Annotated in this window: 14 protein-coding genes; 7 read left to right on the top strand and 7 right to left on the bottom strand. The window is 67.4% G+C overall.

Features of this window, described 5'->3' with window-relative positions; genetic code table 11:
- The first annotated feature begins 10 nt into the window (after positions 1-10).
- From R4823_RS24525 to R4823_RS24515, 3 genes are all read left to right on the top strand, one after another.
- Positions 11-1,204 (top strand): FAD-dependent monooxygenase, encoded by a 1,194-nt coding sequence (locus R4823_RS24525; RefSeq protein WP_087836691.1) that lies wholly within the window; start codon positions 11-13, stop codon positions 1,202-1,204.
- Between the two features lie 134 nt (positions 1,205-1,338).
- Entirely contained in the window at positions 1,339-1,542 is a 204-nt protein-coding gene (locus tag R4823_RS24520) for a hypothetical protein (RefSeq protein WP_087836692.1), read from the top strand.
- A 2-nt stretch (positions 1,543-1,544) separates the two neighbouring features.
- A complete protein-coding gene (locus R4823_RS24515; RefSeq protein WP_087836693.1) occupies positions 1,545-1,748 on the top strand; it encodes a hypothetical protein in 204 nt (67 codons plus the stop codon).
- On the opposite strand, the gene R4823_RS24510 is transcribed toward R4823_RS24515, so the two are convergent.
- The 7 genes from R4823_RS24510 to R4823_RS24480 form a co-directional block, all read right to left on the bottom strand.
- Complete coding sequence (locus R4823_RS24510) at positions 1,745-2,998, bottom strand: PepSY-associated TM helix domain-containing protein (RefSeq protein ID WP_087836694.1); 1,254 nt, start codon at positions 2,996-2,998, stop codon at positions 1,745-1,747. The two genes, R4823_RS24515 and R4823_RS24510, sit on opposite strands and share 4 nt — an antisense overlap.
- Positions 2,999-3,005: 7 nt before the next feature.
- The gene (locus R4823_RS24505; protein ID WP_087836695.1) at positions 3,006-5,501 is read right to left on the bottom strand and encodes a TonB-dependent receptor; all 2,496 of its coding nucleotides are present in this window, start codon (positions 5,499-5,501) and stop codon (positions 3,006-3,008) included.
- A 115-nt stretch (positions 5,502-5,616) separates the two neighbouring features.
- Positions 5,617-6,576 carry a FecR domain-containing protein gene (locus R4823_RS24500; RefSeq protein ID WP_338619228.1) on the bottom strand — a complete coding sequence of 320 codons (960 nt, stop codon included), beginning with the start codon at positions 6,574-6,576 and terminating at the stop codon, positions 5,617-5,619.
- A 53-nt stretch (positions 6,577-6,629) separates the two neighbouring features.
- Positions 6,630-7,154, bottom strand: coding sequence for a sigma-70 family RNA polymerase sigma factor (locus R4823_RS24495; protein WP_087836697.1), 525 nt, complete (start codon positions 7,152-7,154; stop codon positions 6,630-6,632).
- Positions 7,155-7,217: 63 nt separating this feature from the next.
- The gene (locus R4823_RS24490; RefSeq protein ID WP_087836698.1) at positions 7,218-8,462 is read right to left on the bottom strand and encodes an FAD-dependent oxidoreductase; all 1,245 of its coding nucleotides are present in this window, start codon (positions 8,460-8,462) and stop codon (positions 7,218-7,220) included.
- Positions 8,453-9,673 (bottom strand): membrane dipeptidase, encoded by a 1,221-nt coding sequence (locus R4823_RS24485; RefSeq protein WP_165963302.1) that lies wholly within the window; start codon positions 9,671-9,673, stop codon positions 8,453-8,455. The genes R4823_RS24490 and R4823_RS24485 overlap by 10 nt, the downstream gene beginning before the upstream one ends.
- Before the next feature lie 14 nt (positions 9,674-9,687).
- Positions 9,688-10,689, bottom strand: coding sequence for a tripartite tricarboxylate transporter substrate binding protein (locus tag R4823_RS24480; RefSeq protein WP_165963303.1), 1,002 nt, complete (start codon positions 10,687-10,689; stop codon positions 9,688-9,690).
- Between the two features lie 132 nt (positions 10,690-10,821).
- Between R4823_RS24480 and R4823_RS24475 the strand changes: the two genes are divergently transcribed.
- From R4823_RS24475 to R4823_RS24460, 4 genes are all read left to right on the top strand, one after another.
- Positions 10,822-11,709 carry a LysR substrate-binding domain-containing protein gene (locus R4823_RS24475; protein WP_087836701.1) on the top strand — a complete coding sequence of 296 codons (888 nt, stop codon included), beginning with the start codon at positions 10,822-10,824 and terminating at the stop codon, positions 11,707-11,709.
- A gap of 155 nt (positions 11,710-11,864) precedes the next feature.
- Complete coding sequence (locus R4823_RS24470) at positions 11,865-12,593, top strand: TonB family protein (protein WP_087836702.1); 729 nt, start codon at positions 11,865-11,867, stop codon at positions 12,591-12,593.
- Between the two features lie 2 nt (positions 12,594-12,595).
- Entirely contained in the window at positions 12,596-13,111 is a 516-nt protein-coding gene (locus tag R4823_RS24465) for an RNA polymerase sigma factor (protein ID WP_087836703.1), read from the top strand.
- Between the two features lie 96 nt (positions 13,112-13,207).
- Positions 13,208-14,203, top strand: coding sequence for a DUF4880 domain-containing protein (locus R4823_RS24460; RefSeq protein ID WP_176400624.1), 996 nt, complete (start codon positions 13,208-13,210; stop codon positions 14,201-14,203).
- Positions 14,204-14,232: the final 29 nt, after the last annotated feature.

Here is a 14,232-nt window from a genome sequence, read left to right as displayed (position 1 = left end):
AGGATCAGTGATGTCGAAAAGCATTCAGGTAGCCATTGTGGGTGGTGGCATCGGCGGGCTCGCCGCCGCAGTGGCGTTGTCTCATCGGGGAATCCGGGTCGCGGTCTATGAACAGTCGAGCGTGCTGCGGGAAGTCGGCGCAGGCCTCTTTGTCTATCCCAACAGCCTGAGGCAGCTCGAGCGGATCGGCCTGGGCGAAGCCCTGGCCCGGGTCGGCGCCAGGGTGGGCCAGGGGTCGGAGTATTACCGCATGGACGGTTCGGTCGTCGGCAAGATACTGACCACCGACTCGAGCGGCTGGAACGGGATGTATGGCATGCATCGCGCCGATCTCCTGAAGGTATTGGAGGATGCGATGCCCGCGGGGTCCATACATACCGGTCATCGGTGCATCGGCTTCAGCCAGGATGAAGCGGGGGCAAGCCTGACCTTCGACAACGGCCACGTCGCGCGTGCGGACGTCGTGATCGGGGCCGATGGCATCAATTCGGTCTTGCAGAAATACGTCGTGGAACCGTCGGCCCCTGAATACGCGGGATTCCGGGCATACCGGGGCTTGATCTCCTCTGACCGGATTCCCGAATGGAGACGGGAGGCACACCAGGTCTGGATGGGGGACGGCAAGCATTTCATGGTGTTCCCGGTCCGCCGAGGCGAAATGGTGAACTACGTCGGCTTCGTCCCGACAACGAGCGAGACGGTGGAATCCTGGTCCGCCGTTGGCGACCGCGATGAGCTCGCCGCGTCATTCGCCGGCTGGGACCCGCGCGTGACCGGATTGCTCGCCAAGGTCGAAACGTGTTTCTGGTGGGGACTGTTCGACCGCAAGCCGCTCGAGAAATGGGTGAACGGACGCCTGGCATTGCTTGGCGATGCGGCTCATCCGATGCTTCCCCACCTGGGGCAAGGCGCGAACCAGGCCATCGAAGATGGAACGGCCCTGGCGGTCCTGCTGCAAGGATGCGCCGATGGCGACTCGGTTCACGACGCGCTGAAGCGCTATGAGGCGCTGCGGCGGCCCCGTACCGCCATGGTGCAGGCGGAAGCCCGGAAGAATGGCTTGCGCTACGACTCCAAGTACGCGGATCTCGGACAGCGCGACCGGGAGATCGCCAACTCTTCGACGTTGCGCAAGTCGCTGTATGACTACGATATCGAGAAGGAGGCCATCGAGCTGCTCCGCCTCGGCCCTGTTTCTGCGTAGGCTCCGATCCTCGCCCGGGTCAGCCGCCCCGTACGAATTTAGCAGGCCTATTCGAGCATTAAGAAATGGTCGCTTGGTGGCCGGGGCTTCGCGCCATAGCATGGCTCATCACTATGTTGGCGCGAATCTGAAGCATGGTCGGGAACTCGTTCGGCTGTACCGTCATGGCGACGATGGCGGTGAAGAATGTACTGGTCCGCCTGTTGCCCCGCCTGGAGGAAGCGGCCGGGCGAGCCGTGACGCTGCGTATGGGCACCATAGCCGGCCTCCAGTCGGAAATCGAATGGGGCGCGGAATTCGACGTGGCGACCTGGATCAACGGGGCTTGCCGGGGGTAAGCGTGCTGACGACCGAGTTCCGCGATGCCTTTGCCAAGCAATGCGCGGCAATTGGTTTCGAAGGGGCGTCGCTTTACGTGCCGCACCCCATGCAGAACCGCACGACCGTGGAGCTGCATCGACTCGCGGAAGAGTCGTTCGAAAGCATTCTTGCAAGCCTGACCGCCAGCGCCGAGCAGGCGTGCGTATCCGCATCCGGCGCCTAAGGCCGCGTACAGGCGGGCGCGGGGTCGGCCCTTGCTCGCCGGCGCGCTCCTGCCTTGCGCCGCCAGACCAGGACGCCCGTCGCGCTCAGCATGGCGACCATCAGCCCAACGACCGTAACGAGCGCTTGAAGCGGCCAACCCCACCGCGCAGCCATGTGCAGGCCGGCCAGCCAACTGGTGATCGTGTCGCCGCTGGCGGCGCCGGTGGGAAACCAGGACAGGCGAAGCTCGCCCGTGTTGCCATCGAAGGCGACGACGGTACGGCCCACGCGTTCGCGCACGTCCAGGCTGCTGCGCACGTAGTAGCTGAACAGCGCGCGCCGCGGATCGTAGTACAGCAGGTCTTCGCGCTGGATGGAGAATCCCTTCGCCGACGCTTGTTCTTCCATCAACCTCCGGCCGGTCTCCAGGGCTTGTTGCCAGCTAAGACCGGGCTGGTCCTGGGGCGCCGTCAGTGTCGGCTGCGAACGCGTATCGGCCTGGAACGACAGGCCGCCGCGTGCCATGACCGCATCGTAGGCCGGTGTCAGGTTGAACGCCACGCTGCTCCACGCGAATACGAAGAGCATGGCCCAGATCCACAGGCCGCCCGCCCGATGCAGGTCGAACGTGAGTTTGTAGCTGCCGCCTTGCCAGCGTACCCACCACGCAGGCATCCATCGCCGCAGCCAGGATTTGCCGGCCATTCCGCCGGCCCGCCGCGGCGAGGCCGAAGCGGCCGGCAGGGTCAGCCACAGGCCGACGAAGCAGTCCACCGTCCAGAGCAGCGCCGCGGCGCCCAGCATCAGCGTGCCCGCCAGGCCCAGCGCCAGCGAATGGTGCAGGCGATAGATGAAGGGCATGACGTACCGGGCGCCAGGTGCGGCCTGCCCCAGGACACGGTCGCCGAGCACCTGGCCGGTATAGGGCTGGACCAGCACCTGCGCCACCGGCGGGACAGGCTTGCCGGTATCGTCAGGACCGGGCGCGACAAAGAAGACCGCCGAGCGGCCTGGAGGTTGGCTCAACGGTACATGGTTGACCCGCCGGTGCGGATACGCCTGCGCCACCCGTGCGCGCAGCGCCAGGGCATCCAGCGGCTGCGCGGCGCCGGGAGACGGGTGCGCCGTCAACAGCCGTGGTGCGAGCAAGGCATCCAGCTCGTCGTACCAGGCCAGCAGCGCACCGGTCAGGCCCGCGACCAGCAGGAAGCCCGCGGCCACCAGTCCGATCCAGCGGTGCAGCCGCGCGATTGCCGGCCGTAAGCGCATGCCGGGCTCAGAAGTCGATCGTGGCCGAGAGGTAGACCGTGCGCGGCGCCGACAGGACGATGCCGCCGGATCCCGCGCTTCCTTCCCAGTAGCTGCTGTTGGCCAGGTTCAGCACGTTCGCGCGCAGGGTGACGGGGTACCCGAGCGCCCGCGTCCGGTAGCGCGCGCCGGCGTCCCAGCGGGTCCAGCCGGGCAGCCGCAGGGTGTTGGCCGCATTGACGTATTGCTTGCCGGTGGCGAGCACGCGCGTGGTCAGCGTCAGGCCGGGCAGGAAGGGGGCGTCCCACTCCAGGCCGACGTTGGCGATCCAGCGCGGCGCCACGATGGCGTCCTTGCCGTCGTTGGTACCGCCCTGCGTGCGCATCTGCTTGGCCTGCAGGTAGGTCATGCCCCCCAGCAGCCGCACGCCGCGCGCCAGTTCGCCGAAGGCGCTGAGTTCCATCCCCCGGTTGCGCTGTTCCCCGTCCATCACGTAGCGATAGGCCAGCGGCGTGCTGCCGGGCACGGTGATCGCGTTGGGCTGCTTGAGCTCGAAGAGGGATACGGTGCCGATCACCCGTCCGAAGTCGATCTTGGCGCCCAGTTCCTTCTGCTTGGTCTTGACCGGCGGAAAGGTCTCTCCGCTGTTCTCGGCATCGGCCGGTGCGGTGGCGCCGGGGCTCAGCCCTTCGATGTAGTTGGCATACAGCGAGACGTGGTTCCAGGGCTTGACCACCAGGCCGACAGCGGGCGAGTTGACCGTGCGTTCGTAGCCGGAAGTGCGCGGATTCACGGGCGCGGTGGCGGCATAGTTGTCCACGCTGATCTTCTGCCGGCGCACGCCCAGAATGAGCCGCACCGCATCGTCGTTCCAGGAAATGCTGTCCGAGATGCCCACCGACGACAACTGCGTTTCCGAGGCCTTGCGGGTATCCAGAAAGCCCGCGAACGGCGCGCCGGCTTGCAGCGGGTCCGGGATCCTGGCGGGGTTGTACAGGTTGGAGGCGGTACCCGCCCATTGTGCAAATCCGTAACCGGCCGTGGTGTCCAGCGAGGATGCCGCCACGTTGATTTCGTGCAGGGCGTTCAGCGCCTCGAACTTCATCCGGGCGCCCGCCAGGAACGATTTGGACTTGGATGTTTCCGGATAGTTGACGGGCGAAGTGGCAAGATCACCCGCCGGGTTGAGGATGCGAGACTCGGTGCGGTAGTTGCTGTGGCGGTGGTCGCGCGCGCCAGCGGCGCCGTAGACCATGAGCGACGACGACACGTCGAACTCCACTTGCGCGACCTGGTAGTCGTCCACATACTTGCGCCGTTCCCAGTCCTGGGCGAAGCGCGCGCCGGTCTTCGGCGCGGCGGGCACGGCCGTGAGCGCGGGCGCCAGGCGATAGCCCACGGACGCGGCGCGCGCGTCGTCGGACTGGTATCCGAGATCCAGCGAGGCGCGAAGCCGCTCGCCCCGGTAGTCCAGGCCCAGCGACGCCGCGCCCAGCTTGACCGATTGTCCCGACGTCGCGGTGTCTCCGCTGCGATAGACGCCATTGGCCCGCACGCCGAACTGATTCTGTTCGCCGAATCGCCGGCCCAGGTCCACATGCGTTCCCCACAGCGAATCAGAGGCATAGCTGCCCGTCAGCCGCGTGATGGGCGCGTCGGTCGCGCGCTTGGGTACCACGTTGATGGCTCCGCCCACTCCACCGCTGGGGGCCATGCCTGTCAACAGCGCGCTGGGACCCTTGAGCACCTCCACGCGTTCTACCGTTTCCAGCGACAGCGTGCCATAGGGCAGGACGCCGTACAGGCCATTGAGAGAGATATCGCGGTTGCCCAGTCCGAAGCCGCGCAGGAAGAAGTTGTCGCCGCCGCCCACGCTGGTATTGCGCCCGCGCGAACTCATGCGCACGGCGGGGTCGTTGTCCAGGACATCGGCCAGGGTGGCTGACTGCTGGTTCTGCATCAGTTCGCTGGTGTAGCTTGCCACATTGAAGGGCGTGTCCATCACGTCCTGATTGCCCAGCAGGCCCAGCCGGCCGCCGCGCGCGACCTGTCCGCCGGCGTACGGCGGCGGAAGTTCGGCTTCGGATTCGCCGCGCGCCGTCACGGTGATGGTCGGCAGCATCGTATCGCTGGTCGATGGCAGGAGCGGCGCGGCGCGCAGGACATAGCCACCGCCGGCCGTGGTCACGGCTTCCAGCCCCGAGCCGGCCAGCAGATGCGCCAGGCCGTCGCGCACGCCGAAATTGCCCGACAGGCCCCGGCTGGTCTTGCCGGCGGTGAGCGAGCCGTCGATCGACAGCGTGATACCCGCGGCGGCGGCGAAGCGATTGAGTGCCTGGTCCAGCGTGCCCGAGGGAATCTCGTGCCGAAGTACCGCATCGCCTTGCGCCGCGGCCTGGGCCCGGGTCGCGGCGGGCAGTGCCAGGGTGCCCGCCGCCAGGCAGAGCATCAGCGCCGCGCGCGCCAGCGGCGTGCGCGGGCAAGAGGGCGGGGTATGGGGTCGGCTGCGGTGGCGCGGATGCATGGTTTTCCTTTCCGAGGGGAGCGTTGCGGCCTCGTATCTGCGCGAGGGCCTTTCCTGGTATCCCGGATGAAAAGGAAAAAGTGCTACGGCAAGCGGAAAAAACTCGATGCGGTTTCTAGCCTGCCCGCGCGCGGACCGTCACCCAGTATCGCGTCACGCTGTCGATGCGCACTGGCAGGGCATGGGCCAGGGTCGACAAGGCCAGGTCCGTGTCGTCGAGCGGGTACACGCCGGAGACGACGAGGTCCTGCACCGCCGGGTCGCAGCGCAGCAGGCCGCTGCGATAGCGGCCCAATTCAGCCAGGAAGTCCCGCAAGCGCATGCGTTCGGCTACCAGCCGTCCATGTGTCCAGGCTGAATCCCCGGGCAGGGATGCCACCGGCGATTCCACCGCCGTCGCGGAGAACCATGCACGCTGTCCCGCTTCAAGTCGTACCGGGCTCGCAGCGGTCAGGCGCGGCTGGATCCGCACTGCGCCTTCGTCCACCGACGCCATCGATCTGCCGTCGGACAGCCGCACGGTGAACCGCGTGCCGATTGCCTGTACGGCCCCGTGCTGGGTATGCACGGTGAAAGGGCGGGAGGCAAGACCCTCGGCGCCGAGCGGGTCCGGCGCCGTCGCGATGAAGACCTCGCCGGCGCGCAGGAGCACGTCGCGCGCCTGCGTCGTGAACCGCAGGTCGATCGCGCTGTCGGTGTTGAGCACCAGGCGCGTGCCGTCGGGTAGCAGCAGGTCCCGCCGTTCGCCGCGGCCCGTCCGATGCTCGGCCAGCATGGATTGCACCGGTGCCGTGTTTCGCGCCGCGTAGGCGGCCACGCCTGCTGTCGCGAACAGGCCTACGGTCCGCAACAGGGTGCGGCGGGTGGAGGCGCTACGCGCGGCATCCGCCGCGCGTAGCGCCTCGCCTTCCACCGGTCCGGTCAGCGACCGGACGCGCTGGCCGGTGCGCTGTACCTGGCTCCAGGCCCGTGCATGGTCGGTGTCCTGCGCCAGCCAGCGGTCGAATGCGGCGCGCTCGCGCGGCGTGACTTCGCCCGACCAGAATGTCACCTGCCATTCCAGCGCGCGCTGCACCGCGGACTCCGGGACGCCGGAAGATTCCGGGGCCGGTGTAGCATGCGCGGCACTCACTGCTTGTTCCCACCTTCCGCGGCCAGCATCGCTGCGTGCAGGGATTGCGCCGACCGCAGCATGTACTTGCGCACCGTGGCGAAAGAAATGCCCAGGCTCTTGGCGATCTGGGAATACGTGAGTCCGTCGAGTTGCGACAGCAGGAACGTCTGGCGTACCTTGGCCGGCAGCGCGCCCAGTGCGCGGTCCACCAGCAGCAGTTCCTCGATGATCAGCGCCCGTTGTTCAGCCGAGGGGGCCTGCGCCTGAGGCCGGTGCGCCAGGGCCTCCAGATAGGCGGCTTCCACCAGGCGCCGGCGGTGGAGGTCGATCACCAGTCCTTTGGCGACCTGCGTCAGGTGGGCGCGCGATTGGTCGGCCTCCGGCGTTCTTCCCGTCAGCAGGATGCGCAGAAAGGTGTCATGCGCCAGGTCGGCCGCATCCCCCGCGTGGCCCACGCGCCGGCGCAGCCAGCCCTGCAGCCAGCCGTGGTGGTCGCTGTACAGGGTGTGGAACTTGACGGTGGTGTCGCCGGAGGGCATGTGGGGCCTGCGCGGGGTGGAGCATATTGATGCGAACGATTCTCATTATATGCGTTGACCTGATTATGGCAATAAAGATGGCTCGACATCCGGCCCCAGCATCCCATCCGCAATTCTCCGCGCGGTATTGACCGAGTCGGTCATGCCAAGATGACCGTGTCCCACGGCCAGCCAGAGACCTGGCTCGATGGCCGGGCCGATGACGGGCAGCGAATCGGGCATGCAGGGACGATGGCCCATCCAGTGTGTAGCCGTTGCGTTAGCCAGTCCGTCGAAGGTTTCGCGTACGATGCGTTCGAGCAGGCGCGCGCGGCGCATGTCCGGGGGACGGTCGAGGCCCGCGATCTCGACCGTGCCGCCTACCCGCAGTCCGTCCTCCATCGGGGCCAGGAATATCTTGCGGTCGGCCAGCACCACCGAGCGCGAGACCAGCCCGGCACAGCCCGAGAACTGTGCGTGATAGCCGCGCTGGCTCTCCAGCGGCAGCCGGATGCCGAGCGGCTCCAGCAGGCGCGTGGACCATGCGCCGGCGGCCACCACCACCCGGGAAAAATGTTCGCCACCTCGTCCGGAATTCAGCTCCCATCCGTCGCCGTCGCGCTTGAGCGCCCGCACCTCGTCGCGCCGTACCTCGCCGCCGCGCGCGGCGAACGCCCGCACGATGGCCTGGACATAGCGCAGCGGATTGAGGATGGTTCCGTCGTCGGGCAGGAATACGCCAACCGTGTAGCGCTTGCCCACATGCGGTTCCAGTTCCAGGATGCCGGGACGGTCGAGCAGCGTGAAGGGCAAGCCGTGCGAGGCGCGCAGCCGCCACGCGGCTTCGTCCTGGGCGTGGGCATGGCTGTCGGGATAGAGGTGAAGCTGGCCGCGCTGAAGGATGAGTTCCGGGACGCCGACTTCGCGGGCAAGGGCCTGGTGCGCCGCGACGGCGCCGGCGTGCAGGCGTGCCAGCGTGCGCGACGCTTCCGCGACCTTGGCGGCGCGGGCCGACGCCAGGAACCTGAGCAGCCAGGGCAGCGCTCGAGGCAGGTAGCCCAGGGGAAGGAATAGCGGGCTTTCGGGATCGCGCAGCATGCTGGGCAGCGAGGCCAGGATGCCGGGCATGGCCAGCGGGGCGACGGAACTCATGCTGATCGCGCCCAGGTTGCCGAAGCTGCAACCGCGGCCCGGCTCGTCACGGTCGATCAGCACGACGTCGGCGCCACGTCGGCGCAAGGCATGAGCGATACATGCGCCGACGATGCCCGCGCCTATCACGGCGATACGCTGTTCCGGGCCGGGCGATGGGGTTGCCGCTATCCGCATATCTCGCGGAATACGCGCATGTAGTTCGCGCCGACGATCTTGACGACGGTGGATTCGGCCATGCCCCGGCGCAGCATGGCGGCGGTCAGGTTGGGCCACTTGTCCCAGGTTTCCAGGTCCAGCGTCTGCGCGTTCGGATCGAAGCGGTCCTGCGGGCGCCAGCCCACCCAGTTGAAGCTGCCGCTCTCGGGCCGGATCATCGACGGCGTCCAGGCCAGTGCGTTGTAGTAGGGCTTGCCCCAGTCGGTACCGACGCCGACGTGATCCTCGCCCATTACATTGACCAGGTGCTGGAGGTGGTCGACGACGGTGTCGAGCGTGGCCCAGCTGCGCGGCTTGCCGTGTTTCTCGGCTCGGCCGTCGCCTTCGGCCGGCAGGATGAAGGCCGGCAGCACCACCACGCCGGCGTAGCCCCCGCCGTCGGCGATGCCCTTCAGTACGTCGTCGGGCAGGCCTCGGGGGTGGCCGCTGAGCGCGCGGGCGGCGGTGTGGGTGGCCACGATCGGCGCCCTGGACGCGGCCACCGCGTCGCGCGCGGTGTTCGCGCTGGCGTGCGAGAGATCGACCATCATGCGCCGCGCATTCATCCTCTCGACCAGCGCGGCGCCGAAGCGGCTCAGGCCGCCGTCGTTCGTCTCCAGGCAGCCGTCGGCGAAGCGGGTACGCAGGTTGTACGTGAGCTGCATGCTGCGCACGCCGAGTTCGTGCAGGACTTCCACCCGGCCGAGGTCGGCCCCGACGGGCTCGGCGTTCTGCAGGTTGTACATGACGGCGTGCCGGCCGTCGCGGTGCGCGGCCTCGAGTTGCGCGGCGTTGGTGGCCAGCGTCACCTGTCCACCCAGCGAGGCCATGAGCGTTTCGGCGCGCCGCGCGCTGGCGATCGTCGCATCCAGGGCAGTGTCGGGCGGACCGGATGCGTACAAGGTGTAGTTGCATGCCGTGACACCCGAGCGCCGCCAGTACGAAAGATAGGTTTCGCGCGTTTCGGGATCCTGCGCGCACTGGGCGATGAGGTGTTCGGCCATGGCCTTCTTGATGGCGGGGCGCGAGCCGCCCTGGGCCTGCAAGGCCTTGCCGATCTCGATCATGGCGGGCGTCAGCGCCCATTCGTCGACGAAGCTGGGCGCGAGCGAGTCGATGACGATGTGCTCGGCGTGGATGCGGCGGGCGGTCTCTTCCGCTTGCGCCGCCGTGGGTGTCGGTCTGTTCATGGTTGCCCCGCGTGTCATTGCGGCTGGATGCCGGCCAGGGAGACCAGCTCTTTGAGCTTCGCGATGTCCTGCTTGATGATCGCCGCATACTCCTCCGGCGTGCCTCCCAGTGGGCGGGCGCCCGCCGCCTGCATCTGCCGGATCGTCTCGGGCGATTTCAGGATCGCGTTGATCTCGCGATTGAGCCGATCCACGACGTTGCGCGGAACGTTGGCCGTGGTGAGCACTCCCTGCCAGCTCCTGACCGCGTAGCCCGGCAGGCCCGTTTCGTCGCAGGTGGGGGCATCGGGCAGCAGCGCGCTGCGTCGGACGTCGCCCAGGCAGACCACCTTGAGGCTGCCGTTCCTCAGGTAAGGCAGGTAGGCGGTGACGGCGTCGATGGTGACCTTGACCTCGCCGGAAACGATGTCGCGTATGGCTTCGCCGGTGCCTTTGTAGGGCACGTGATTGACCTGGATGCCGGCCATGCTGGTGAACAGGACCTGCGCCATGTGGCTGGACGAGCCGATACCGGTCGAAGCCATGCTGACGCCGCCCGGGCTCGCCTTGGCGTAGGCGATGAACTCGGCGGCGCCGCGCACGGGCAGGGACGGATGGGCGATCAGCGCATTGAGCGTGGTGGTCACCGTGGTGATGGGCTGGAAATCGGCCACCGGATCGAAGGGCAGCGATTTGTAGAGCGCGGCATTGATGGCGTGGGCCGCCGAGGTGTAAAGAAGGGTATAGCCATCGGCGGAAGCCTTCGCCACGGCACTGGCCGCGATGCTGCCGCCCGCACCGGGACGGTTCTCCACCACGACCGACTGCCCGAGCCGCTCGGACAACTGCAGCGCGATCATGCGTGCGGACAGGTCGGTGGCGCCGCCCGCCGAGAACCCAACCAGCATGCGGATCGGCCGGCCGGGGTAGTCGTCGGCCGCGCCCGCGCGGGGCGCGAAGGCCAGCCCGCCCGCCAGGACGGCGGCCAACGGCGCCCCCAGAGAGAACTTCAAGCCCCACGCTGTTGCATGTTTCATGATTCTTCCCCCGGTTTCGAGCACTATCATTTCCGCGGATGCGCTACTGTCCCCAGCATACAGACGCCGAAATCCGCGATCCAATCCTGTTTTTCTCTGAACCCATAAAAATCGCCTATACCCGATTCCGCCATGTTCAAAGTGCGTCAGCTCGAGGCTTTCCACGCAGTGATGGTCGCGGGAACCGTGACGGGGGCCGCCGTGCGGCTCGGGTTGTCGCAGCCCGCCATCAGTACCCTGATCGCGGGGCTGGAGTCCGATCTCGGCTTCAGCCTGTTCGTGCGCGAAAAAAGCCGCCTGCAGCCCACCGAAGAGGCCAAGTATCTCCACGGCGCGGTGGTGGGCGCGCTTCAAGGGCTGGACGGCATAGCGCAGCTCGCGGCAGATATCCGCGATGCGAAGGCGGGCAGCTTGCGGATCGCGGCGCTTCCCATGCTGGCGCTCGAATTCCTGCCGCGCGTCGCCGCCCACTTCCTGCGGGACTACCCGGGCGTCAACGTCACCTTGCAGGCACGCAGCTCACCCACGGTCGTGACCCTGGTCACCACCCAGCAGTTCGACATCGGATTCTCGGAGACGGCGTATGACCCAGGATGGGTCGACGCCGAAAAGCTCCGCCTGCGCTGCGTCTGTGTCCTGCCCGCACAGCATCCGCTGGCGGGAAAGGATGTCATCCGTCCGGCCGACCTGAGCGGACTGCCCATCGTGACAGCGCCGCGCGACCACATCCGCACGCAGCGCCTGCAGGAGCTGTTCGCCGAAAATGGCGCCACCCTGTCCATCAAGGTCGAGACGCCGCTGTTCGCGTCGATGTGCGCGTTCGTGGCAGAAGGCGTGGGCTACAGCATTGTCGATCCCGTCACTGCCCACGATTTTTCAGGCCGGGGCCTGGTTGCGCGCCGGTTCGAGCCGGCGTTCTTCAATGACTTCGCGATGCTGTTTCCGGCGGGAAAACCCCGGTCGCTGGTCACGCAGGCGTTCGTGCGGCTGGTTGCCGAATTCCTGAAGGACTATGACTAGTGTCTTGTCCTGCGTCCGGCGGTTGTTGCTCAGCCGAGTAACCAAACCGACATATCCGCCTGTCACCATGCGCGGTCCGAGAATGCTTTCCAGTTCGTGCGGATGCGATCAATCTTTCCAATCTCCCTCGGGACGGGACGCAAAGGCCGGCCAGAATGCGTGCCATGGCTGCGGGGTTGATCGGTTCCGGACTGATGGCCTGGGGAGCATGCGGGTCCGATCCAGCCTCGGGCGCCGAGTCGCCACGCGTTTTCTCTCCTGAGGATTCGAGTTCCGCCCAGCCCGCGGCGGACCGGGCACAGGCTGTGTTCGAGTTCGACATTCCCGCGATGCCGCTGGCCGACGCGCTGCACCGCTATGCCTCGCTGACCCGCCGCGCCGCATTGGTTCGCAGCGAAACGGTTGCCGGCCGCAGGTCGTCGGCGGTGAAGGGGCGTTACACATCCGACGAAGGACTGGCGCGATTGCTGGCGGGAAGCGGTCTGGAGGCGGAAAGCATAGCGGACGGCCCCGCGGATGCATTCGTGCTGAAGCCCGTCCAGGGTCTGGCGTGGTCCATGGCGTCGGCGCTGAATCGTGCCGGCGACTATCCGGCCCGGGTCCAGGCGCGCTTGTGGGACGCCTTGTGCGATTCGCCCGCGACCATGCCTGGCGCGTATCGTGCCTTGCTGCGGTTCCGGATCGACGGCCAGGGGCGGGTAGGGGCGGTCCAACTGCTGGAATCGACGGGAGACGCGGTGCGCGACCGGGCGGTGCGCAGTGCGATCGGCCTGGTGCGGATGGAGATGCCGCCGCCGTCCGGCATGCCGCAGCCGTTGACCATGATCGTGCTGCCGAACGATCCCGGCGATCCGGCCGGCTGGCGGCACTGCGGAGCGCCCTGACCATGTCCCAGGGCGCGCAACCCATTCTGCTGGATTACCTGACCAAGCGTTACGGCGAACTGAAATTGCGGCTGGCGCGCGTACTGCGCAATGCCGATCTGGCCGGCGATGCGTTGCAGGACACCTGGCTGCGGTTGAACAGCGAGAAGTCCGGCGGCATCGGGTCGGTGCAGAGTCCGAGGGCGTATCTGATGCGCATGGCGGCCAACGCGGCGGTGGACATCCAGCGCCGGCATGGCCAGTCGTTGCCGCATGAGGAGGTCAGCGCCCTGCTGGAGCTGGCGGATCCGGCGCCCGGCCCGGCCGAACAGGCCGAGGCGCGCTCCGACCTTGCCGCCTTGGTCGCTATGTTGAACCGTCTGCCCAGCCGGCAGCGCGAAGTCATCGTGCTGGTGCGCCTGGAAGGCATGGCGCAGAAGGAAGTGGCCCGGCGCCTGGGCGTGTCGCTGCGAACCGTGGAGATGGATCTGAAGCGCGCGCACGAATATCTGGATGCCCGGATGACAAATGAAAAATAGTTGCGGTTATGGCGGTCGTCAAACCGTCATAGTCGATCCATGGGAAATCCGGCCGGCGCTGGCCAGGACGGCCGGCACCCACGACAAGTTCATGCGATGAGACGCTCGACATCTTTCGACAGCTCTTCGGCCTCGGCCGACGCGATCCAGCGGCAGGCGCGCCTGTGGCTGCGCACGCTCGCGTCGGGCGACGTCAAGCCCTGGGATGCCGAGGCGTTCAAGCGATGGCTGCATGCCAGCCCGGCTCACCAGCAGGCATTCCGGGATGTCCGGCGGCGGTGGGACGAACTGGGCCCCGGGGTGGCGGAGATGCTGCGAACCAATGCCCAGGCCGCGGTCTTTCACGAGCGCACACTGCGTGTCCCGAGGCACGGCCGACGCGCGTTCCTGGGGGCCGCCGCGGGGGTGGCCGCGGCAGCTTCGGTGGCGGTGCTTTATCCGCCGGCGGGGGTGTGGCCGCCCTTTGGCGCATGGGGGGCCGATTTCCACACCGCCGCCGGTGAGCAGCAGGCCCTGAGCCTTGCACATGTCAACGTCACACTCAATACCCAGACGCGCATCCGGCAACAGGGCGCGGGTACCGGCATGCATGGCATCGAGCTGCTGGCGGGCGAGGCCGCCATCGATTTCGACGGCGCGGGCCGGGCCTTCACCGTGATGGCCGGTGCCGGCCGCAGCACGGCGCAGACGGGAAGCTTCGAGGTGCGCAACCTGAAGGGGCGGGTCTGCGTGACCTGCATCGCCGGGCTGGTCCGTATCGAGCATCCGGCCGGCGGCGCCATGTTGCAAGCGCGGACGCAGGCCGTCTATGACGAGACATCCTTGAGCGGAGTGGCCGCGGTCGATCCGGGCAACGTGTCCGCATGGCGCAGGGGGGAGCTGGTCTTCAACCATACCCGGCTGGGCGACGTGCTGGACGAGATCAACCGCTATCGCCCAGGGAAGATCATGTTGCTGAACGATGCGGCCGCACAGCGTCCGGTAACGGGCCGTTTCGTGATCGCGGCGCTCGACTCGGCGCTTTCCCAGCTTCAACACAATTTCGATTTGCACGCCCGTTCGCTGCCCGGCGGATTGCTGATTCTCAGCTGATCGAAAAAACCTGCGGTTTTTCCAAACCA

The organism is Pigmentiphaga sp. CHJ604, assembly GCF_036972535.1.
In the GTDB taxonomy this organism is placed as follows: domain Bacteria; phylum Pseudomonadota; class Gammaproteobacteria; order Burkholderiales; family Burkholderiaceae_B; genus Pigmentiphaga; species Pigmentiphaga daeguensis.
The sequence above is the reverse complement of the archived record's forward strand: the minus strand, read 5'-3'. Positions and strand labels throughout refer to the sequence as shown.